We start from the raw sequence: 21,905 nt of genomic DNA on the forward strand, positions 1-21,905 counted from the left end.
GGCGTCGGGCACGCGCACGTTCGTCGGCGGGGCGGCCGCCGAATCGTCCGGCGCCGCCGCGGGCGCGGCGGCAGGGGCCGCGGCCGGCGTGGCCGGATCGTCGAAGCTGCGCTTGGGCGTCAGCACCGGTCCGGACGGGGAAGGCTGGGCCCCCGGACTGCGCGTACCGGTGGCCGAAGAAGGCGACTGGGCCTGGGCGGCGCCCAAGACGGCGACGCTCAGCGTGGCGGCCAGGACGGCGCGCGCCAGGGGATCGATTCGGGTGCGAAGCGCATTCTGTCGCATGGTAATCCTGAAAAATCGAAGTCAGCCCGGATCGTACCGCGAGCGGGCGCCGAAATCGAACCGGAAAGCACGCGTGGATACGGGCGGTTACCCGACGGCTACCGGCCCGCGGCCGACGGCCCGAACCAATACTGCGAGCGCACCTCATCCGACGAATACCACGGCAGCAGGCCGATGCTGTGCGACTCGCGCTGCACGCTCACCAGCAATCCGCCCGCCTGTGGCCGCAGCAGCGCCACGGTGCGGAACACGCCCATGGATTCATACTGGCGCCAGTCGCGCCGGGCGCTGATCCAGTAGCGGCCCTGGGTGCAGCCGCCGAAGTGCTGGATGTCGGTCCGGGCCAGCGGCGGGCCATCCGCCGGACCGGGGGAGCCCGCCGTGCCGTCGCGCAGCGGCAGCAGGCCGGTGAAGCGGCCGCCCTGGCCGTCATCGGCCAGGATCCGCCAGCCTTCCGGCGCCGCCGCGAAGGTGACGCTGGCGGCCGCTGTGGGGCGCCAGGCATGTTCCGAGGTATCCGGCAGGCCCGCCAGGTCCAGGGTGTAGGCCAGGAATTGGCGCAGGTCGGCCATGCCGGTGGCGCCCTCGCCCGCAGGCGGTTCACCCCGCGGTTCACCCGCCACCCGGTAGGTGCCGGACAGGTCGGGGCACTGCGCCGGATCGGACGGCAGCGTCAGCGCCGTGCCTTCCTTGAACGGCGGCCAGGTCACGCGCACGGTGTCCACGGTCGACACGCCGCAGCCGGCCAGCGCCGCCAGCGCCAGCCCCGTCATCAGCCATCGTGGCGCGGCCCCGGGCCGCCCGGATTCCCGTCTTGTCATCATACGCATCGCACCTGCGCCTCCCTGGCGACGAACTATACCGAAACGCCAAGGCCGCGTTGCCAAGCACCCGGCGCGGGTCAATAATCGGCGCATCGCCACTGCCCCGCCCGCCATGACGCCCTTCAAAGGAAAACTCCGCACCCGGCACCTGGAAATCGTGCTGACGGTGGCCGAGCTGGGCAATCTGTCCAAGGCGGCGGCGCAGCTGCACAGCACGCAGTCCGGCCTGTCGCGCGCCATCGCCGAGATCGAGGAACTGGTGGGCGCGCGGCTGTTCGAGCGCACCTCGCGCGGCACCAGTTGCACGCCGCTGGGCGAGGCCATGTGCCGCCACGCGCGCCAGTTGCTGACGGGATTCCGCAAGGCCGAGATCGACCTGGCGGCGCTGTCGCGCGGCGACGAGGGCAGCCTGACGGTGGGCTGCTTTTCGATGTTTGCCGGCTGGCCGGTGGCGCAGGCGGCGACGCGCTTTCGCGAGACCTATCCGCGCATCACCCTGACGCTGGAGATCGGCACCCATGAACGCCTGATCGAAGACCTGGACGCGGGCGCGCTGGATGTGCTGATCAGCCGCTTCTCGTCCACGGTGGACCCGCGCATCTACCGCTCGGCCAACCTGCTGGACGATCCGGTGGTGCTGGTGTGCGCCCCCGGCCATCCGCTGGCGGAGCGCGCCGATGCCACGCTGGCCGAGTGCGTGGCCTATCCCTGGATCACCGCCCTGCCCGGCAGCCGTATCCGCGGTGAACTGGAAATGGTGCTGCATCGCGAGGGGCTGCCGATTCCGGATATGATCGGCGCCCTGTCGCTGGAATTCGGCCGCGAGATGCTGACGGTCGGTCCCTACCTGTGGATGCTGCCGGGCAGCGTCGCGGCGGTGCGCGCGGCACGCGGCGAAGTGGTGGTGCTGGCGGCCCGGCCGGCGCTGCGCAAATCGCCGCTGGCCGCCATCTGGCGCCGCGACCGCCCCAGCACGCGCCAGGCGCGCGCATTCGCCGACACCGTGGCGCAGGCCATCAATACCTCGACTTAGGAGCACCCATGTACGACTGGCTCAACTCTCTGCCCAAGGCGGAACTGCACCTGCACCTGGAAGGCACGCTCGAACCCGAGCTGCTGTTCCGGCTGGCCCGCCGCAACGGCGTGGCGCTGCCGTGGCCCGATATGGATGCCCTGCGCGCGGCCTACAACTACGGCAACCTGCAGGAATTCCTCGACCTGTATTACCGCGGCGCCGACGTGCTGCGCACCGAGCAGGATTTCTACGACCTGACCTGGGACTACCTGGTCAAGTGCCACGAGCAGAACGTGGTGCACACCGAGCCCTTTTTCGATCCGCAGACCCACACCGACCGCGGCGTGCCGTTCAAGGTGGTGCTGGACGGCATCAGCCAGGCGCTGGAAGACGGCCGCAGGAAGCTCGGCATCAGCAGCGGCCTGATCTTGAGCTTCCTGCGCCACCTGCCCGAGGAAGCGGCCATGCGCACGCTGGAAGAAGCGCTGCCCTATCGCGACGCGTTCATCGCCGTCGGCCTGGACAGCAGCGAAAAAGGCTTTCCGCCGCGCCTGTTCCAGCGCGTCTTCGACCGCGCCCGCGCCGAAGGCCTGCCGGCCGTGGCCCACGCCGGCGAGGAAGGCCCGCCCGAATACATCTGGGAGGCGCTGGACCTGCTGAAAGTGCTGCGCATCGACCACGGCGTGCGCGCCGCCGAGGACCCGCGCCTGATGGCGCGCCTGATCGACGAGCAGATCCCGCTGACCGTGTGTCCGCTGTCGAACACCCGCCTGCGCGTGTTCGACCACATGTCTGAGCACAACATCCTGTCGCTGCTGGACGCCGGCGTGAAGGTCACGGTCAATTCCGACGACCCGGCCTATTTCGGCGGCTACGTCACCGAGAACTTCCACGCGCTGTACGAACACCTGGGCATGAGCCAGGCGCAGGCCCAGGCGCTGGCCGACAACAGCATGGATGCGCGCATCCTGAAGTAAGCCCGTCCCGCACGGCCGCCGCCCGCCGGCGCGGCCATGCGGGTTGCGCATGGCCTGGTTCGAAACCGGCATGCCCGCACGGCCCCGTTCGTCCCTACCATAGTCCCGAGTGGACGACGTCCTGCACGCCGTTCGCCGCAGACCATGACGACAAGGGGCAAGACCACATGACAGACACCGTCCAGGCCAGGCTGCGCGCCGGCATGCTGACCGGTTCGCGCGATGGCGGCGTGTGCCGCTTCAGCGCCATTCCCTACGCCGAGCCGCCGGTGGGCCCATTGCGCTTCGCGCCGCCCGAGCCGGCGCGCTGGAGCGGCCCGCGCGATGCCACCCGTCCCGGCTGCGTGGCGCCGCAGTTGCCGTCGCGCCTGCGCGGCGCCATGGGCGACTTCCAGGCGCCGCAGGACGAAGACTGCCTGCACCTGACGGTGTGGACGCCCGCCGCGGACGCACGCCGCCGGCCGGTGGTGGTGTGGCTGCACGGCGGCGCCTGGCAAAGCGGCGGCGGCGCGCTGGACTGGTATGACGGCGCGCGCCTGGCGGCGCGCGGCGACCTGGTGGTGGTGGCGGTGAACTACCGGCTGGCCGCGCTGGGCTGGCTGCATGTGCCTGGCCAGACCGCCAACGTCGGCCTGCTGGACCAGGAATGCGCCATCGACTGGGTGCTCGACAACATCCAGGACCTGGGCGGCGACCCCGCGCGCGTCACGCTGATGGGCCAGTCGGCCGGCGCCTCGTCGATCTGCGCCATGCTGGCGCGGCGGCCGCGCTTTGGGCGCGCCATCCTGCAAAGCGCGGCGCTCGGCCGCGGCTTTCGCGACAGCGCGCAGGCCGCGGCATTGGGGCAGGTGTTGCTGGATGCCGCCGGCGCCAACGATCTTGAGCAGGCCCGCGCCCTGCCGGTCGAGCGCCTGTTGGCCGCGCAGCAGGCGCCACAGGTCGTGGCCGCCCTGCAATCGGAAGGCAGCCGCCGCAGCCTGTTTGGCCCGGTGCTCGACGGCCAGGTGCTGCCCGTCGACATCGTCCCGGCCTTGACCGCGGCGGCCGGCCGCGCCGACGTGCTGGTCAGCTATACCCGCGACGAAATGGCGGCTTTTCCCGACGGCGACGGGCCCGACTGCGCGCTGGCCAGCGAAGCCGTGTTCGGCGCGCCGTCGCGGCAATGGGCCGTGGATGCCGCCGCGCAGGGCCGCCAGGCCTGGCTGGCGCGCTTCGACGTGGCGCCCACGGCGCGCTTCCAGGCCTGCCATTGCATCGAACTGCCGTTCGTCTTCGACACGCTGGACGCCTTTGCCGCCGCGCCCATGCTGCGGGGCCTGCCGCCCACGCAGGCCGCCGCCCTGGCCCGCGCGACACAACATGCCTGGATCGCCTTCATCCGCGGCGAGGCGCCCGCCTGGCCGCCCGCGCCGCACCTGCAAGTGCTGGCATGAAGCCGAACGCCGGGCGCAAGACCCGGCGCATCCAACACCGACAAGGGGAATACCATGTTCAAACGACTCGCCTTCGCGCTTGCCCTGCTGCTGCCCGCCGCCGCCGGCGCGGCCTATCCGGACAAGCCGGTCAAGATCATCGTCTCCAACCCGCCGGGCGGCCCGGTCGACGTGATGCTGCGCGTGCTCGCCAGCAAGCTGTCCGCCGCCTGGGGGCAGCCGGTGGTGGTGGAAAACAAGCCGGGCGCGTCCGGCATCATCAGCACCGGCGCGCTGGTGAAATCGGCGCCCGACGGCTACACGCTGGGCATGGTGGTGGCGTCTTCCGTGACCATCGTGCCGTTCGCGGTCGACAGCCTGCCGTTCGATCCGCAGAAGGACCTGCAGCCGGTGGCGCTGGTGGCGCGCACGCCGTTCATCTTCATCGTACCCAGCGACAGCCCGATCAAGACCTGGCAGGATTTCGTGCGCGAGAGCAAGACACGCAGCCTGGCGGTGGGTTCGTTCTCCATCGGCACCGCCTTCCACCTGGTGTGGGAGCAGACCGCGCGGCGCGCCGGCATCAAGGCGCTGTACATTCCGTCGTCCTCGTCCGGCAAGACGCAGAACGACCTGATCGGCGGCCAGCTCGACGTGGGGTTGGACGCGCCCTCCAGTTCCAAGGGCCTGATCGACAGCGGCCGGCTGCGCGCGCTGGCCATCACCAGTCCGACCCGCTTCGCCGGCCTGCCCGACACGCCGACCCTGCGCGAATCGGGCATGGGCGACTACGCGCCGCAACCCTGGATCGGCCTGATGGCGCCGGCCGGCGTGCCGGCCGAGCGCGTGGCCCGGATCCAGCAATCGGTGGCGGACATCCTCAAGCAACCGGCAATGAAGGCGCAGATGGAAACGCTGGGCATGATTCCGATCGGCGGCAGCGCGCAGGAACTGGCCGACACCATCGCCGCCGACCGCGCCGAGATGGGCCCGCTGATCAAGGAACTGGGAATCAAGCTGCAGTAGGCGCGCCCACCAGCCGCAGGAACGGCGGGATCAGGCTGGCGGCGAGCGCGTCGGCGTCGGTCGCGCCACGCGCGATGGCGTCATCGACCGCGCCATGCATGCCGTGGTACAGCAGGATCGCGGTCAATGCCGGCTGCGCCAGCCGCCAGCAGCCGGCCTGCTGGCCGGCGCGCAGCATGGCCTCGGCCTGCGCCAGCACCGCCGCGCGTTCGGCGGCGCCGCGATGCGGATGGTTGACGTCGTGGAACACGACATCGTGCAGCGCGTAGCCCTCGAAATAGGCCTGCACGCCGGCGCGCGTCCAGGCCTGCAGGCGCGCCACGCCATCGTCCGGCGCGCAGGCCGCCATGGCCGCGTCGATGCGGTCCAGGAAGCCTTGCGAGAACTTCACGCGCAGCGCCGCCAGCACGTCCGCCTTGGACGAAAAGTAGTGATAGAAGGTGCCCTTGGCCACGCCGGCCTGCGCCACGATCTGGTCGATGGTGGTGGCCTCGACGCCCTGGCGCACGAACAGATCTTCGGCGGCCGCCATCAGTTCGTCCAGGCGCACCGACGCGGGCTTGGTGCGCGGCGTGGCGGCGCGGGCATGGGCGCCGCGCCGGGTGTCCGGCTTGCCGGCGGGGCGGGTGTCCGGCTTGCCGGCGGGCCGGGTATCCGGCTTGCCGGCGGGGCGGGTGTCCGGCTTGCCGGCGGGCCGGGTATCCGGCCTGGCGCCGGGCTCGGCGCCGGGCTTGGCATCGGGCCGGCCGGGGGACTTGGCGGAACGGGCCATCGCGAGCGGGAATCCTTTCATTTTCAACGATCCGCAGTGTAGAGGACGCGTCCCGCTTGCCGCCCGGAAAACATCCGGGAATGCGTCTTTTTATTTATTGACCGACGGTCAGTCGATTACTAGAATACGCTTTCCCTCCCCTTCACGGCCCTTCCGCATGCTTGCCTCCCGCCGCCGCGCCCTGGTGTTCGCCGTCAACCTGGGCAGTTTCATCACCATCCTGGACATCAGCATCGTCAATGTCGCCCTGCCCACCATGCAGGCGGCGCTGCGCATCGACATGGCCGGCCTGCAATGGGTGGTGGACGCCTACGCGCTGTTCCTGTCTGCCTTCATGCTGTCGGCCGGACCGCTGGGCGACCGCTATGGCCGCAAGCGCTCGTGGCTGGCGGGCGTGGCGCTGTTCACGCTGGGTTCGGCCTTGTGCGGGCTGGCCGACAACCTGCCGCTGCTGCTGGCGGGCCGCGCGGTGCAGGGCGTGGCGGGCGCGCTGCTGATCCCGGGCGCGATGTCGCTACTGACCCAGGCCTTTCCCGACCCCGCCGAGCGCGCCCGCGCCATCGGCCTGTGGGCCTCGTGCAATGCCATCTCGCTGATCGTCGGCCCGATGCTGGGCGGCCTGCTGGTGGCGCACTTCAGTTGGCAGAGCATCTTCCTGATCAACCTGCCGGTGGGCGCGCTGGCGATCGCGCTGGGCGCCTGGGGCATCCAGGAAAGCGCGCATCCCGAGCATGCCGCCTTCGATCCGCTCGGGCAGGCCCTGAGCGTGGTCTGGCTGGGCGCGCTGACCTATGGCCTGATCACTGCCGGCGAACACGGCTGGCAGGCGCCGGCCACCCTCGCCGCACTGGCCGTTGCCGCGCTCGGACTGATCGCCTTCCTCTGGGTCGAGCACACCGTGGCGCGCCCCATCCTGCCGCTGGGCCTGTTCCGCGACGCCGGCTTCGCCAGCACCAACTTCGCCTCGTTCGTGATGGGATTCGGCGCCTACAGCAGCCTGTTCTTCTTCTCGCTCTACCTGCAGCACGTGCGCGGCCTGACGCCGCTTGAGACGGGCTGGCAACTGGCGCCGCAGTTCGTGGCCACCGGCATCGTGTCGACGGTGTTCGGCCGGTTGAACCAGCGCTTCGGCCTGCCCCGGCTGATGATCGCGGGCTATGCCATGGTCGGCGCGGCCATGCTGGGCATGATGCGCTTCGACGCCCACACGCCTTATGCGCTGTCGGGTTCGCTGATGGTGCTGCTGGGCCTGGGCATGGGACTGTCGGTGCCGGCCACCAGCATGGCGGTGATGGCGACCGTGCCGCGCGAGCGCTCGGGCATGGCCTCGGCCACCATGAATGCGCTGCGCCAGACCGGCATGACCATCGGCATCGCGCTGCTCGGCGCGCTGATGAGCAGCCGCGCGGTCGAGCACCTGGCCGCGGCGCTGGCGCGGCTGGGCCAACCGGATGCGCAGGCGGTGGCGCGCGAGGCGGTCACCCGGCACGCGCTGCCGGCGCAACCCGATGGCGTGGCGGCGTTGTTCGCCGACGCATTGGCCAGCGGTTTCCATGCCGCCATGGCCGGCGCCGGCGTGGCCTCGCTGCTGGCGGCGCTGGTGCTGTTGTGGGTCACGCGCGGCGCGCGGCCGGTGCTGCGGGCCGCGTAAGCGACAGGCGCGGGCCTTGTCGCGGTAACGCTGGACGCCGCGCCGCGCGACCCGTTGCCGCGCGACTCCGACGAAACCGCGCGGGGCTCGCGGCGAGTCGCCGAAACCCAGGCGGGGCGCACAATTCCAAGGCGCGGAATTCCAGCGCCCGGAATCAAACAGCGGCGTTTTTAAGCAGGCGTAACAAGCGCGCCGCCGCGCATGCGCTCCGGTAATATCTCCGCCCAATAACAGGTTAACAACCAAGAGGAGACATGCCATGCAACACCGCAAGATCCTGTTCCGCCTGGCCCCGCTGGCGCTGGCCGCGCACCTGGCGTTGAGCGGCGCCGCCGCCGCGCAAAGCGCGCCCGGCACGCAAGGGCCGCTGGCGCCGGCGCCCATGCCGGAACTGGCCGCGCAGATCGACCAGCGCGCCAAGGCCATCGAAGACAAGCTCATCGCCTGGCGCCGCGACATCCACCAGCATCCCGAACTGGGCAACCAGGAAACGCGCACGTCCAAGCTGGTGGCCGACCATCTGCGCGCGCTCGGCATGGAAGTGAAGACCGGCGTGGCCGGGACCGGCGTGGTGGCGCTGCTAAAGGGTGGCAAGCCCGGCCCGGTGGTGGCGCTGCGCGCCGACATGGACGCGCTGCCGGTCAAGGAGCAGGTGGACGTGCCGTTCGCCTCGCAGGCCAAGGGCACCTACCTGGGCAAGGAAGTGGACGTGATGCACGCCTGCGGCCACGATGCCCACACCGCCATCCTGATGGCCACCGCCGAAGTGCTGGCCGGCATGAAGGACCAGTTGCCCGGCAGCGTCAAGTTCATCTTCCAGCCGGCCGAGGAAAGCCCGGCCGACTTCGAGCCGGACGGCAAGAAGATCTGGGGCGCCAAGATGATGGTGCAGGAAGGCGTGCTGGACAATCCCAAGGTCGACGCGATCTTCGGCCTGCATGTCTCCAGCAGCTATCCGGTGGGCAAGCTGTCGTGGCGCAGCGGCCCGGCGATGGCCGCGGCCGACCAGTTCTGGATCGACGTGACCGGCAAGCAGACGCACGGCGCGCGGCCGTGGTCGGGCATCGACCCGATCGTGGTCAGCTCGCAGATCATCCTGGGCCTGCAGACCATTCCCAGCCGCCAGATCAACAGCATGCTGGAGCCGGCCGTCATCACCGTGGGCGCGATCCACGGCGGCAACCGCATGAACATCGTGCCGGACAGCGTCGCCATGACGGGCACCATCCGCACGTATGACGAGGGCATGAAGAAGGACATCCACCAGCGCATCGAACGCACGGCCACGCAGATCGCGCAAAGCGCCGGCGCCAAGGCCGACGTGCGGGTGGTGGAGCTGTACAACGCCACCGTCAACAATCCCGGCCTGACCGAGGAGATGGGCGGCACGCTGCGGCGCGTGGCGGGCGAAGGCAACTACGGCCTGCAGCCCAAGTCGACGGCGTCCGAGGACTTCTCGTTCTACCAGGAGAAGGTGCCGGGCATGTTCTTCTACCTTGGCGTCACGCCCAAGGACGTCAATCCCGACACCGCCGCGCCCAACCATTCGCCGCGCTTCTATGTGGACGAGTCGGGCCTGATCAACGGCGTGCGCGCATTGTCCAACCTGACGGTCGACTACATGGCCAAGGCCAGGCAAGGCGGCTGACCACGGGCCCCCGCCGCCCGCGCTCTGCCGGCGGCGCGACGGGCGGCGCAAGCGCAAGGCGCGCGCCCCGTCCGCCGCGATACGCGGCGGGCATAAGCAAACCGCCATAAAGTCTTTGTGGCGGACGGCATGGTTTCCTACAGTACGGCCCTTTGCCGCCAAAGCGCCGACCCGCCATGCCGATCTCCCGCCGCCGATTCCTGCTCGCCAGCACGCTGGCCCTGCCGCTTGCGCGTCCGCGCCGGGCGCGCGCCGCCGCCTGGCCCGAGCGGCCCATCCGCCTGGTGGTGACGTTTCCGCCGGGCGGCGCCAGCGACATCGCCGCGCGCGTCATCGCGCCGGCGCTGGGCGACCTACTGGGGCAATCGATCGTCATCGACAACCGTCCCGGCGCCGGTTCCACCATCGGCGCGACACAGGTGGCGCAGGCGCCGGCCGACGGCTACACCCTGCTGATGTCGAACTCGGCGCCGCTGTCGATCTCGCCCGCGCTGATGCCGCAGCACCACTACGATCCGCTGGCCAGCTTCCGCCACGTGGCCTACCTGGGCGCGGTGCCGACCGCGTTCGTGGTGCATCCGTCGGTGCCGGTCGAGACCTTCGCGCAACTGACCGAGTGGATCAAGGCGCAGCCGGCGCCGGTGCAGTACGGCAGCGGCGGCCTGGCGTCGGTCGGCCAGATCGTCGGCGAACTGTACGCGCGCCAGACCGGCGCGAGGCTCGAACACATTCCGTACAAGGGTTCGGGCGCGATGCGCAACGACCTGCTGGGCGGACAGATCCGCTTCGCGGTCGACGCGCTGCCGCAGAACCTGCCGTTCCTGCGCACCGGCCAATTGCGCCTGCTGGCCGTGACCACCGCGCAGCGCGTGCCGCAGGCGCCGGAGATTCCGGCGGTGGGCGAACTGGGCTATCCCGGCCTGGTGGCCGAGAATTTCGTCGGCCTGTCTGGACCGGCGGGCCTGCCCGACGCCGTCAGCGAACGCCTGTACGACGCCTTGACGCAGGTGCTGCGCACCCCCGATATCCGCACCAAGCTGGAAGGCCAGGGCTTCGTGCTGGCGCAGAAGTCGCCCGCCGAATTCGCCGAATTCGTGCGCCGCCAGGCCGATACCTGGGGCCCGGTGGTGCGGGCGACCGGAGCCAGCCTGTGAGCGTGCGCCGGTTGCTGGTGCTGTTCGGCCAGGCCGGCCGGGGCGGGTTCAACGAAGCCGCCGTGCAGGGTGCGGCGCGCGCCGCGCGCGCGGGCCACGCCCTGCAGGTGGAATGGATCGCGGACAACGACCCCGATGCGCGCGCCGAGCGCCTGGCGGCGCTGTGCGCGGACGCCCCCGACCTCGTCATCGTGCATGGCGGCCAGGGCGATGTGCCGGTGGCGCGGGTGGCGCCGCGCTTTCCGGACACGCAGTTCGCCATCACCCAGGGCAGCCACCATGCGGCCAATGTCGCGTCCTATGAAATCCTGCAGGAGCACACGGCCTTCCTGGCCGGCGTGCTGGCGGGCCTGCGCGGCGGCGCCGCGCATCTGTCGGGAGAACGCGTGCGGCCCGGGCTGAAGGGCCGCGCCGCCTATGCCGACGGCGTGCGCCGTGTGCGCGGGCAGGATCCGCTGACCGGCTTCTGCGGCAACCAGCACGACCCGGCACTGGCCGAGGCCTGGACCGACGCGCTGGCGGCCAACGGCGCCCGCGTGGTGTTCGCAATGATGGATGGCGGCCGCGACGGCATCACCCGCGCCTGCCGCCGCCGCGGTCTGTGGCAGATCGGCAATGTGCTGGACTGGGTGGCGCGCGACCCGGCCGTGTACCTGGCGTCGGCGCTGGCCGACTCGGGGCTGTGCGTCGAACGGGCCGCGGCCGATCATGCCGCCGGCGCGCTGCGGGTCGGCGCGGTCACGCATTTCGGCCTGGAAGCGGACGCATCGCTGCGGCTGCGGCTGGGCGCGGACGTCTCGGCCGAAGAGCGCCGCGCGCTCGACGACTGGTCGGCGCGCCTGGCGCGCGGCGAGATCACGGTCGCACCCGACTACACGGGGCGGGAATTCACGCCACCGGCCCGGTAGCCGCGAAGCCCGCGTGGTACGTCACCTCGCCCCGCGCCGGCTGGGTAAACGCCTGCGCCATGAAGTACGCCGGCGGCACGCCGGGGTAGGTCAGCGCCGGCGTCGCCGTGAAGCCGAAGCGCGTGTAGTACGCCGGATCGCCCATCACCACGCAGCCGGCCGCGCCGCGCGCCTTGAGCGCGGCCAGGCCAGCCTCGATCAAGGCCGCGCCGATGCCGCGCCCCTGCATCGCGGGCAGCACCGCCACCGGCCCGAGCCCATGCCAATCCGCCGCGCCGTCGCTGATCGCGACAGGCGAAAAGGCGATGTGGCCCACGGCCCTGCCGTCCTCGCGCGCCACCAGGGACAGCGTCAGCGCGCCGGCCGCGCGCAGCGCGTCGATGATGTAACCCTCGGTCTGCTGACTGTGCGGATGATCCGCGAACGCCTGCTGCGTCAGCGTGAAAATGGCGTCGATGTCGTCGGGGGTTTCGGCGGAAATCCGCATGGCCCTTCTCCTTGGCGATGAATGCATGGCACAGACCGCGAGTGTAAGCCCGGCGATGATTGACGCCCGCCCGGCCCCTCGCTACAGTGACCGCCGACCCTGGCCGGCCACGCTGACGCCGGCCGGCCCGCGAACCTGATGGCGCCTTCGCGCCCCTTCCTCCGGAATCTTCCATGAACAGCTACCGCGTCGGCATCGCCGGCTTCGGCGCCATCGGCCAGGCCGTGGCGCAATCCCTGGACGCCGGGCTGCCCGGCCTGACGCTGGCCGCCGTGGCCGTGCGCGATCCCCAGGCCGCGCCCGCGGTGGCCTGGCGGAACGCCAAGCCGGTATTCACCACCATCGGCGCGCTGGCCGACCATTGCGACGTGGTGGTCGAATGCGCCCCCGCCGCCGTGTTCCGCGAACTGGCCGAGCCGGTGCTGACGGCCGGCAAGAAGCTGGTGGTGCTGAGTTCCGGCGCGCTGCTGCGCCACGACGACCTGATCGAGGTCGCGCGCCGCCACCACGGCCAGATCCTGGTGCCGTCCGGCGCCATCCTGGGCCTGGACGCGATCACCGCCGCCGCCGAGGGCGAGATCCACTCGGTCACGATGATCACGCGCAAGCCGGTGCGAGGCCTGCTGGGCGCGCCCTACCTGACCGAGAACAATATCGACATCGACGGCATCACCGAACCGCGCCTGATCTTCCGCGGCTCGCCGCGCGAGGCGGCGGTGGGCTTCCCGGCCAACCTGAACGTGGCCGTGAGCGTGTCGCTGGCCGGCATCGGCCCGGACCGCACCACGCTGGAAATCTGGGCCGATCCGTCACTGGAGCGCAACGTGCACCGCGTCGAAGTGGTGTCCGACGCCGCCTCGTTCTCGATGGAGATCCAGAACATCCCGTCGGCCAACCCCAAGACCGGCCGCATCACCGCGCAAAGCGTGATCGCGGCGCTGCGCAAGCTGACCGGGCCGCTGCGGGTCGGGACCTAGCGTCAATGCGCCAGGGAACGCCCCCGCGCCACTGCCGGCATCCCGTCCTGCCGCGCCATGCGCAGCCGTACGAACCGGGGATATTGCAGGACGCGCCAGGTCTCCTCGACGGTCTGGCCTTCCCAGGCTTCTCCCCGCCAGGCATCGGCATCGAAATCGCCGAGATAGCATAGGCCCTCGCCCCGGTCGAACCAGACGGGTTGGCCACCCACCAGCGCCGCCACCAGGTTGGCGCCAAAGGCCAACCCGACGCCGGGCTCGGCGTCCAGAAGATGGCGAAGCTGCGCCACATAATTGTCGTAAGTCTTTTCCATGCGGGGTTCCCATGCGATTCAGGCGTATCGACCTTCGCGTCACCGCGATAGTCCGTGCATGAGCCAGATTGCAGCATGATGGCCGGCCCGCGGAACATGCTTTCCTAACTTCTTAACAGTTCGGCGCCGGCCCGGCCGCATCCGCACCAAGACGGTGCGCCCAGGCTATCGGACTGTCCGGATCAGCGGGAACCGGCAACGCAGGCGCCCGCGCTCACGGCGTCCTGCGCCCCTTCACGGCACGGACAGGAAACGCTTGCCCTCGCCCGCACCGGCGCCATGGCCCAACCGCCCGCTCCATCCAGGCTCAGCCTATGGGTATGGAACGCGTCCAGCGTGCCGCGATGGCCGACGCTGACCAGCATGGCGAGCGGCAGCTGCTCGCGCAGCAAACCGTACAGCATGTGTTCCAATCCTTCGTCGGTGGCCGAGGTGGCCTCGTCCAGGAACACGATGGCCGGCCGGTTGAACAGCACCCGCGCGAACGCCACGCGCTGCTGTTCGCCGATCGACAGGATGCGCGACCAGTCGGCCTCGTGATCCAGCCGGTCGACCAGGTGCCCCAGGTTCACCGAGCGCAAAGCCGATGCCAGGCGCGCATCGTCGCCAGCCCGCGCCTGCCCGGGATAGGCCACGGCATCGCGCAGGCTGCCCAGCGGCAGATAGGGCCGTTGCGACAGGAACAGCGCCGCCGCTCCCCGCGGCCGCCGCACGATTCCGCGCGCATAGGGCCACAGGCCCGCCACCGCGCGCAGCAAGGTGGTCTTGCCGCTCCCGGACGGCCCCTTGATCAACAGCGCCTGCCCCGGACGCAGCGATAGATCGAGGTTCCGCAACAACACCCGGCCATCGGGATGCGACACCTCAAGCCCGGAGATCTCCAGCGCGTCGGGCAAGGGCTGCGCCTCGATGACGGGCAGCGCGCGCGCGGCCGCGTTGGCGTCCAGAAAGCCGGCCAGGCGGTTGAGCGTGGCGCGATACTGCGCGAAGGCATCGTACGAGGTGCGAAAGAACGACAGCGAATCCTGCACCTGGCCGAACGCCTGCGAGGTCTGCATCACGTCGCCCAGCTTGATCGCGCCGCTGAAGAAGCGCTGCGCCTGCAGCAGAAACGGAAACACTACCGCCACCTGGCTCACCACCAGGTTGAAGCCATCGAATTTCAGGCCCCGGTACACGCGCGCCCACAGGTTGGCGATGTAGGCCGAGAAGCGCGTCCACAGCGTGGCGCGCTCGACCGCCTCGCCCTGGTAGAAGGCCACGTTCTCGGCGTTCTCGCGCAAGCGCAGCAACGCGTAGCGGAAATTGGCGGTCAGCCGTTCGGACAGGAAATTCAACAGGATCAGCGGCCGGCCGATGCGGAACGCGAACAGCGTGGCCACGATGACGTACAGGTACACCATGAACACCATGGCGCGCGGGATCTCCACCCCCGCCACGTCGAGCGCGCCGGACAGGTTCCACAGGATCGCGGTGAACGCCACCAGCGAGACCACGGCGCTGAGCGCGCCGATCGCCAGCGTGCGCGAGCCGGTCACGAACGCGGCGATGTCCTGCTCGATGCGCTGGTCGGGGTTGTCCACCGGTTCGGCCACGAAATGGCCGCGGTAGTAGGCGCGCGCGGCCAGCCAGTCGCCGGTCAGCCGGTCGTTGAGCCAGACGCGCCAGTGGATGTCGAACGCCTGGCCGGCGTAGCTGTCGATCAGGCTGCGCACCACGTGCACCGTGGCCAGCACCGCGAAGATGCCCAGGAAGCGCCAGAACGCGTGCGCGTCGAGCGCCTGCAGAGCGCTGTAGAAACCGTTGTACCAGAAGGAAAACAGCACCGTCATGCGGACCGAGAACATGGCCAGGAACAGCAGCGCGGCCAGCGTCAGCAGCGGGCGCCAGCTGCGTCGCGGCGTCAGGTAGGGCCAGGCCAGGCGCCAGAACTTGCGCCCCCAATCGGTCCAGCGCGACAGCGCGAACGCCACCAGCGCCAGCGCGATGGCGCTGATGCCGAAGGCGCGCGCCATCCACAGCGCGCTTTCCCACAACTGTTGCTGCCAATCCAGGTCCATGCATCCACCCGTCGATGTCGTTTCTGTTTAGAACGACACGGGCGGCGCGGTTCCGGCGCAAGCGCCGTCTTAAGCGTGGCTTAAGTCTTCGCCGGCGGCGGGGACGGCTCAGTAGCCGCCCAGGTCCAGATTGGCGAACAGGTCCGCCAGGGTCGGCACCGAGCGGGCGGGCCAGATGGCGCTGAGGTCGAAGCTGGGCAGGCGATCGCCGTCGCGCACCTCGCAGAAGCGCACGCCGCTGAAATCCATTGACCGGATCCAGCTGGGCAGCAGCGCCACGCCGCAGCCGCCGGCCACGCAGGCCAGCACGGTCAGCGTGCGGTTGGCCTCCTGCGCCACGTGGGCGTCGTGGCCGCCCTTGCGCATGGCATCGAGGATGTCGGCGTAGAACGCCGGCAACTGCGATTGCGGGTACATCACCAGGCCCGCCCGCGCGATCTGCGCCATCGAGACCTGGCCGTCGGCGGCCACGTCGAACTCGTCCGGCACCGCCGCCACCAGCCGCTCGCGCAACAATTGGCGCTCGCGCATGCGGCCGCCCACCGCCACCGGCGTATGCATCAGGCCGATGTCGATCTCGCCGGTCTGCAGGGCCTCGGCCTGCTCGGCGTTGCTCATCTCGCGCAGGATCACGCGCACGCCGGGCGCCTGGCGCCGCAGTTCGCGCAGCGCCCGCGGCAGGGTGTTGAACAGCGCCGACGACACCAATCCCACCGTCAGCTGGCCGGCGCTGCCACGGCCGATCTCCTGGGCGCGGCGCGCGGCGGCATCGATGCGGGCGATGCTGGCGCGCACGTCTTCCAGGATGGCCAGGGCCGCCGGCGTTGGCGTGGACCCCTGGCGCGAACGCTCGAACAGGCGCACGCCCAGGTCCTTCTCCATGCGTCCCAAGGCCTGGCTCAAGGCCGGCTGCGCGATGCCCAGCCATTCCGACGCGCGGCTGACGCTGCCGTGGTCGACCACCGCCAGGAAATACCGCAGATGCCGGGTTTCCATATCAATCCAATATAAATAAAGCGGTTTTACAGAATAGAAAACTATACCTTGTCTGCCTAGAATCCGGCTTACAGAACCTTACAGATGCGCACCTTCTTGGTGCCCATACAGAACATCGCAGGAGACAGCCTTGCCCCCACCGGTCACCGGCGCCGCCGTCGACACCCACGCCCACGTCTTTCACCAGGGCCTGGCGCTGGCGGACACTCGCCGCCACACGCCCGACTACGACGCCACCCTGGCCCAGTACCTGGGCCTGCTGGACGCGCACGGGCTGTCGCACGGCGTACTGGTGCAGCCCAGCTTCCTGGGCACCGACAACAGCCATCTGCTCGAGGCGCTGCGCGCCGCGCCGGCGCGGTTGCGCGGCGTGGCGGTGGTGGATCCCGCCATCGACGACGCCGGGCTGCGCGCCCTGGCCGAGGCCGGCGTGGTCGGCATCCGCCTGAACCTGATCGGCCTGGACCTGCCCGACCTGGCGGCGCCCGCCTGGCGCCACCTGCTCGACCGCGTCAACGCGCTCGGCTGGCATGTCGAGGTCCATGTGCAGGCGGCGCGCCTGGCCGATATCATGCCGGCCTTGCTGCAAGCCGGCTGCCGCGTGGTGGTCGACCACTTCGGCCGTCCCGACCCGGCACTTGGCATCGCCGACCCCGGTTTCCAGTATCTGCTGCGGCAAGCTGGCAGCGGCCGCGTCTGGGTCAAGCTGTCGGCCCCCTACCGCAACTGGACCGGCGCCGCCTGTGCCACGTCGGGCCGCGAGGCCGCGCGGCAATTGCTGGACGCCTACACGCCCGCCCACCTGATGTGGGGCAGCGACTGGCCCCACACCGAGCATCGCCACCTGGCGTCCTATCCCGCTGCCACGCAGTGGCTGGACGACTGGATCGATGACCCCGCGCAGCGGCGCGTCGTACTCGCCGACACGCCGCTGCGGCTGTTCCAATTCCAAGGAGAATTCCAATGACCCCTCTGTTCAAACGCCTCGCGCGCCGCGCCAGCCTGCTGGCCGCCGCCGGTGTGCTGGCCGGCGCCGCCGGCACCGCATCCGCCGCCTATCCCGAGCGCGCCGTCACCCTGGTCGTGACCTACCCGCCCGGCGGCACGGTCGACGTGGTGGCCCGCCTGATCGGCCCCAAGCTGGCGGCCGAACTGGGCCAGCCGGTGGTCATTGAAAACCGTGGCGGCGCCGGCGGCATGATCGGCGGCGCGGTGGTCGCCAAGGCCCAGCCCGATGGCTACACGCTGATGCTGGACGCCTCCAACCACGCGCAGAATCCGGCACTGCACCCCAAGATGCAGTTCGACACCCTGACCGCATTCGCGCCGGTGTCGCTGCTGCTGCGCGTGCCCAACGTGCTGGTGGTGACGCCGTCGTACGAAGTGAAGACCGTGGCCGACCTGATCCGCCTGGGCCAGCCCGACGCCAAGGACCATGTCTACTTTGCCTCGGCCGGCCCCGGCTCGGCCCAGCACCTGGCCGGCGAACTGTTCAACCTGCTGGCCAAGACCCAGCTGCAGCACGTCGCCTACAAGGGCGGCGGCCCGGCCATGATCGACGTGATGTCGGGCCAGGTGCCGGTGATGTTCGCCAGCATGGGCTCGGCCTGGCAGCACGTGAAGAACGGCAAGCTGCGCGCGGTGGCCGTTGGCGGCGCGCAACGTTCCAAGGCCGCGCCGGACCTGCCCACCATCGCCGAATCCGGCGTGCCCGGCTATGAAACCTACGAATGGAACGCGGTGTTCGCGCCCGCCGGCACGCCGCCGGAAATCGTCAACCAGGTGTCGCAGGCCCTGGCCAAGGTGCTGAAGGATCCGCAGATCGCGGAACAGCTCGAAGGCATCGGCGCCGAGCCGATCGGCTCGACGCCGGCCGAGCTGGACACCTTCCGCCGCGCCGAGATCGAGAAGTGGCAGCGCGTGGTCAAGGAAGCCGGCCTGAAACTGGATTGAGTCCTGGCGGGCGCCATGCGCCCGCATACCGGTTTGCCGGTCTTGGGCGCCCTTCGGGGCGCCTTTTTTTGGTTTTACGGCGGCCTGCCGATGCGATAAAACAGCACATCGCGATCGTGCTCAGGGATATCCGCAACGAGATGAACCAAGCCAGCAACGACTCCTCCCCCGCCGCCAACACGGTCGCCGGCGCCGACGGCGCCACGCTCGACGCCCTGACGGATGGCTTTCTGTCCCTGGATCGCGATTGGCGCGTCCGCTACCTCAACCCGAGCGCCGAACGGCTGCTGCGTCGCGGCAGGCAGGACCTGGTCGGGCAAGGCCTGTGGGACAGTTGCCCGGACCTGGTCGGCACCGGCTATTACGATGCCTGCCGCGGCGCCATGCAGACCGGCCACCCCGCCAGCCACACCGGCTACTACGCGCCCCTGGCCACCTGGTTCGAGGCGCGCGCCTTCGCCCACGATGGCGGCCTGGCCGTGCTGTTCCGCGATGTCTCGCGCGAGCGCGAGGAAACCGCGCAGCTCAAGTACCAGGCCACCCACGATTACCTCACCGGCTTGCCCAACCGGCGCCAATGCATGGACACGCTGTCCGCCGCCATCGCCGAGGCCGAGCCCGCGCTGGCCGCGCAGGGCGCCACGCTGGCGGTGCTGTTCCTGGACCTGGACCGCTTCAAGGAAGTCAACGACGCCTTCGGCCACGCCGAGGGCGACCTGTTGCTGTGCGACGTGGCCGAACGCCTGCGCAAGTTCCTGACGCCTTCCATCTTCTGCGCGCGCGTCGGCGGCGACGAATTCCTGCTGGTGCTGCGCGGCACCAACGAACGCGCGGCCGAGGCCCTGGCCAATTCAATCCTGAATTCCCTGTCGCGCCCCAGCGACGTGCACGGCCGCTCGGTGTCGCTGGGCGCCAGCATCGGCATCGCGCTGATGAACTCGCCTGGCGAATCGGCCGAAATGCTGCTGAACTACGCCGACGCGGCGATGTACGCGGCCAAGTCGGCCGGCCGTTTCCAGGTGCGGGTCTATCACCGCGAACTGATGCAGGGCCTGGGCGCGCGCCTGTCGCTGCGCGGCGACATCCAGGGCGCGCTGACCCACAACCAGTTCGAACTGCACTTCCAGCCGCAGGTCAGCATGCACGACGGCTCGCTGTGCGGCGCCGAGGCGCTGTTGCGCTGGCGCCATCCGACCCGCGGCCTGCTGGGGCCGGCCGCCTTCCTGGACGTGATCCTGGATTCGCCGCTGGAATCGGCGCTGACCGAATGGGTGGCCAACGCCACCTGCCTGCACATCAGCGAATGGCTGGCCGAGGGCCTGCCGGTGCCGCGCATCTCATTCAACCTGTCGGCGCGGCAACTGGTCGCGCCCGACCTGGCCAACACCATCGTGCACCTGGCCAAGGCGCATGGCGTGCCGCCGACGCTGCTGGACGTGGAGGTCACCGAGAACTCGCTGATGAGCGATGTCGAGAAAGCCTCGGGCATTCTGTCCGCCTTGCGCGAGGCCGGCATCTCGGCATCGCTGGATGATTTCGGTTCGGGCTATTCGAGCCTGGCCTACCTGGTGCGGCTGCCGATCGACACGCTCAAGATCGACCAGTCGTTCGTCTGGGCCTTGGGCAAGGTGCCCACCGCCACCGCCGTGATCCGCGGCGTGGTGCGGCTGGCGCACTCGCTGGGCATGCGCACGCTGGCCGAAGGGGTGGAGACGGAGGCGCAGCGCCAGATGCTGATCGAGGAAGGCTGCGACGCCATGCAGGGGTTCCTGTTCAGCCGCGCCCTGCCCGCCAGCAGCTTCGCCGCGCTGCTGCGCGAGGCGTCGTGACGCCAGCCGCTATCATGTGCGATTGAGAGCAAGACTTCGCGATGACGACGATGGAAAAGATCCGGATCGACAAATGGCTGTGGGCGGCGCGCTTCTACAAGACGCGCAGCCTGGCGGTGGACGAAATCGGCAAGGGCCGCGTGCAGGTCAATGGCCAGCCGGCCAAGCCGGCGCGCGAGGTCGGCGCGGGCGATGTGGTCAGCATCCGCAAGGAAGACCCGGCGGTGCACGTGCGCGTGGTGGCCGTCAGCGGCGCGCGCGGTCCGGCGCCGGTGGCGCGCCAGCTGTACGAGGAAACTCCGGAAAGCGTGGCCGCGCGCGAACGCGCGGCCGAGATGCGGCGCCTGGCGCCCGAGCCCGCGCTGGACATCGCGGCGGGCCGGCCGACCAAGCGCGACCGGCGGCTCATCGACCAGATGCGCGGCAAGTAGGCCGCGCCCGCGCGCAGCGCGCCTACAGCGCCCGCCCCACGATCAAGGGATCCAGCGCCAGTTCCGGCGCGCCGCTCTTGCCTTCGTACGGCAAGCGGCTGAGCACGTAGCGCATGGCGTTCAGGCGCGCGCGCTTCTTGCAGTCGGACTTGACCACGATCCACGGCGCGTCGGCCGTGTCGGTGTGCGCGAACATCGCCTCCTTGGCGCGGGTGTAGTCGTCCCACTTGTCCAGCGAGGCCAGGTCCACGGGGCTCAGTTTCCATTGCTTGAGCGGATGCACCTTGCGCTGCATGAAGCGGCGGCGTTGCTCCTCCTGGCTGACCGAGAACCAGAACTTGACCAGGTGGATGCCGCTGGTGACCAGATGGCGTTCGAAGTCGGGCACCTGGCGCAGGAACTGCAGGTATTCGTCCTGCGAGCAGAATCCCATCACGCGCTCGACGCCGGCGCGGTTGTACCAGGAGCGGTCGAACATCACGATCTCGCCGGCGGTCGGCAGGTGCTGCACGTAGCGCTGGAAGTACCACTGGCCGCGTTCGGTGTCCGACGGTTTTTCCAATGCCACCACGCGCGCGCCACGCGGGTTCAGGTGCTCCATCATGCGCTTGATGGTGCCGCCCTTGCCGGCCGCGTCGCGGCCTTCGAACAGGATCACCACGCGCTGCCCGGTGGCCTTGACCCAGGCCTGCAGCTTCAGCAGCTCGACCTGCAGCGCGTATTTCTGCTTTTCATAATTGCGCCGCAGCATGCGATGGCGGTAGGGATAGATGCCTTCGCGCCAATCGGTCGCCAGCTCCTCGTCGGGATTGCGGCGCGCGCCGGCGGCCTGCGCGTTGGCTTCGAGCAGCGCGCGATGCACGGCCAGCGCATCGTCGGGCGACAGTTCCTCGATCACCGAACGCAGCGCCTCGTGGGCTTCGCCGGCTTCGCCCACCTGATAGCGGCGGGCGATGTCGGCCAGCACCGCGGTGGTTTCCTGGCGCGCGGCGACCTCGCGCGCATTGACGCGCTTGTGGGCCTGGATCGCGGGCTCGATGGCGGGCAGGCCGGCGGGCGTGGTGACGCCGGAGACGGCCTGGCGCGAGGCGGTGCGCCTGGCGGCGCCCGCCCTGGCGGTGTCCTGGCCGCGATTGGCGGCGGCCGCCGCCGTGGGTTTGCCCGCGGCGCGCGGCGCGGAAGGGCC

At 70.2% G+C, this 21,905-nt stretch carries 20 protein-coding genes and 1 pseudogene; 13 read left to right on the plus strand and 8 right to left on the minus strand.

The genetic code is table 11. The features are described from left to right. Positions 1-285 (minus strand): annotated as a pseudogene (locus tag HV742_RS30990) (lytic murein transglycosylase); the annotation flags it as partial. Positions 286-383: 98 nt separating this feature from the next. After that, positions 384-1,058, minus strand: a complete 675-nt coding sequence (locus tag HV742_RS30995; RefSeq protein ID WP_175147197.1) for a hypothetical protein — start codon at positions 1,056-1,058, stop codon at positions 384-386. A gap of 163 nt (positions 1,059-1,221) precedes the next feature. Between HV742_RS30995 and HV742_RS31000 the strand changes: the two genes are divergently transcribed. From HV742_RS31000 to HV742_RS31015, 4 genes are all read left to right on the plus strand, one after another. Next, positions 1,222-2,142 carry a LysR family transcriptional regulator gene (locus HV742_RS31000; RefSeq protein ID WP_175147198.1) on the plus strand — a complete coding sequence of 307 codons (921 nt, stop codon included), beginning with the start codon at positions 1,222-1,224 and terminating at the stop codon, positions 2,140-2,142. Between the two features lie 8 nt (positions 2,143-2,150). Then, positions 2,151-3,101 (plus strand): adenosine deaminase, encoded by a 951-nt coding sequence (locus HV742_RS31005; RefSeq protein WP_054419714.1) that lies wholly within the window; start codon positions 2,151-2,153, stop codon positions 3,099-3,101. Between the two features lie 167 nt (positions 3,102-3,268). Beyond that, complete coding sequence (locus HV742_RS31010) at positions 3,269-4,534, plus strand: carboxylesterase/lipase family protein (protein WP_175147199.1); 1,266 nt, start codon at positions 3,269-3,271, stop codon at positions 4,532-4,534. A 54-nt stretch (positions 4,535-4,588) separates the two neighbouring features. Next, positions 4,589-5,539 (plus strand): Bug family tripartite tricarboxylate transporter substrate binding protein, encoded by a 951-nt coding sequence (locus HV742_RS31015; protein ID WP_175147200.1) that lies wholly within the window; start codon positions 4,589-4,591, stop codon positions 5,537-5,539. Here the strand turns inward: HV742_RS31015 and HV742_RS31020 are convergent. Beyond that, on the minus strand, positions 5,526-6,311 hold the full coding sequence (locus tag HV742_RS31020; protein ID WP_254601312.1) for a TetR/AcrR family transcriptional regulator: 786 nt from the start codon (positions 6,309-6,311) through the stop codon (positions 5,526-5,528). The genes HV742_RS31015 and HV742_RS31020 overlap by 14 nt on opposite strands. Positions 6,312-6,468: 157 nt before the next feature. On the opposite strand from HV742_RS31020, the gene HV742_RS31025 reads away from it, so the two are divergent. From HV742_RS31025 to HV742_RS31040, 4 genes are all read left to right on the plus strand, one after another. Next, on the plus strand, positions 6,469-7,962 hold the full coding sequence (locus HV742_RS31025; protein WP_175147201.1) for an MFS transporter: 1,494 nt from the start codon (positions 6,469-6,471) through the stop codon (positions 7,960-7,962). 259 nt (positions 7,963-8,221) lie between these two features. Next, a complete protein-coding gene (locus HV742_RS31030) occupies positions 8,222-9,610 on the plus strand; it encodes an amidohydrolase (RefSeq protein ID WP_054502003.1) in 1,389 nt (462 codons plus the stop codon). A gap of 176 nt (positions 9,611-9,786) precedes the next feature. Beyond that, a complete protein-coding gene (locus HV742_RS31035) occupies positions 9,787-10,764 on the plus strand; it encodes a Bug family tripartite tricarboxylate transporter substrate binding protein (RefSeq protein ID WP_175147202.1) in 978 nt (325 codons plus the stop codon). After that, a complete protein-coding gene (locus HV742_RS31040) occupies positions 10,761-11,672 on the plus strand; it encodes a BMP family ABC transporter substrate-binding protein (protein ID WP_175147203.1) in 912 nt (303 codons plus the stop codon). Before HV742_RS31035 ends, HV742_RS31040 begins: the two co-directional genes overlap by 4 nt. On the opposite strand, the gene HV742_RS31045 is transcribed toward HV742_RS31040, so the two are convergent. After that, positions 11,653-12,159, minus strand: a complete 507-nt coding sequence (locus HV742_RS31045) for a GNAT family N-acetyltransferase (protein WP_054419699.1) — start codon at positions 12,157-12,159, stop codon at positions 11,653-11,655. The two genes, HV742_RS31040 and HV742_RS31045, sit on opposite strands and share 20 nt — an antisense overlap. Positions 12,160-12,332: 173 nt before the next feature. Here HV742_RS31045 and HV742_RS31050 point away from each other — a divergent pair, with 173 nt between their 5' ends. Beyond that, on the plus strand, positions 12,333-13,136 hold the full coding sequence (locus tag HV742_RS31050) for an aspartate dehydrogenase (RefSeq protein ID WP_059271608.1): 804 nt from the start codon (positions 12,333-12,335) through the stop codon (positions 13,134-13,136). A 2-nt stretch (positions 13,137-13,138) separates the two neighbouring features. On the opposite strand, the gene HV742_RS31055 is transcribed toward HV742_RS31050, so the two are convergent. From HV742_RS31055 to HV742_RS31065, 3 genes are all read right to left on the minus strand, one after another. Beyond that, complete coding sequence (locus HV742_RS31055) at positions 13,139-13,450, minus strand: hypothetical protein (protein ID WP_175147204.1); 312 nt, start codon at positions 13,448-13,450, stop codon at positions 13,139-13,141. Between the two features lie 182 nt (positions 13,451-13,632). After that, on the minus strand, positions 13,633-15,510 hold the full coding sequence (locus HV742_RS31060) for an ABC transporter ATP-binding protein/permease (RefSeq protein ID WP_254601314.1): 1,878 nt from the start codon (positions 15,508-15,510) through the stop codon (positions 13,633-13,635). A gap of 108 nt (positions 15,511-15,618) precedes the next feature. Beyond that, positions 15,619-16,506, minus strand: a complete 888-nt coding sequence (locus tag HV742_RS31065) for a LysR family transcriptional regulator (protein WP_175147205.1) — start codon at positions 16,504-16,506, stop codon at positions 15,619-15,621. Positions 16,507-16,636: 130 nt separating this feature from the next. On the opposite strand from HV742_RS31065, the gene HV742_RS31070 reads away from it, so the two are divergent. The 4 genes from HV742_RS31070 (at position 16,637) to HV742_RS31085 (ending at position 20,719) form a co-directional block, all read left to right on the plus strand. Continuing rightward, positions 16,637-17,473 carry an amidohydrolase family protein gene (locus HV742_RS31070; RefSeq protein WP_063583078.1) on the plus strand — a complete coding sequence of 279 codons (837 nt, stop codon included), beginning with the start codon at positions 16,637-16,639 and terminating at the stop codon, positions 17,471-17,473. Further along, the gene (locus HV742_RS31075) at positions 17,470-18,459 is read left to right on the plus strand and encodes a tripartite tricarboxylate transporter substrate binding protein (protein ID WP_063570298.1); all 990 of its coding nucleotides are present in this window, start codon (positions 17,470-17,472) and stop codon (positions 18,457-18,459) included. Before HV742_RS31070 ends, HV742_RS31075 begins: the two co-directional genes overlap by 4 nt. 140 nt (positions 18,460-18,599) lie before the next feature. Further along, positions 18,600-20,288, plus strand: a complete 1,689-nt coding sequence (locus HV742_RS31080; protein ID WP_254601316.1) for a putative bifunctional diguanylate cyclase/phosphodiesterase — start codon at positions 18,600-18,602, stop codon at positions 20,286-20,288. A gap of 50 nt (positions 20,289-20,338) precedes the next feature. Next, positions 20,339-20,719, plus strand: coding sequence for an RNA-binding S4 domain-containing protein (locus HV742_RS31085; RefSeq protein ID WP_054419688.1), 381 nt, complete (start codon positions 20,339-20,341; stop codon positions 20,717-20,719). 22 nt (positions 20,720-20,741) lie between these two features. On the opposite strand, the gene ppk2 is transcribed toward HV742_RS31085, so the two are convergent. Further along, a complete protein-coding gene (ppk2, locus tag HV742_RS31090; protein WP_141702805.1) occupies positions 20,742-21,767 on the minus strand; it encodes a polyphosphate kinase 2 in 1,026 nt (341 codons plus the stop codon). Positions 21,768-21,905: the final 138 nt, after the last annotated feature.

The organism is Achromobacter ruhlandii, from assembly GCF_902859695.1.
Classification (GTDB): domain Bacteria; phylum Pseudomonadota; class Gammaproteobacteria; order Burkholderiales; family Burkholderiaceae_B; genus Achromobacter; species Achromobacter ruhlandii.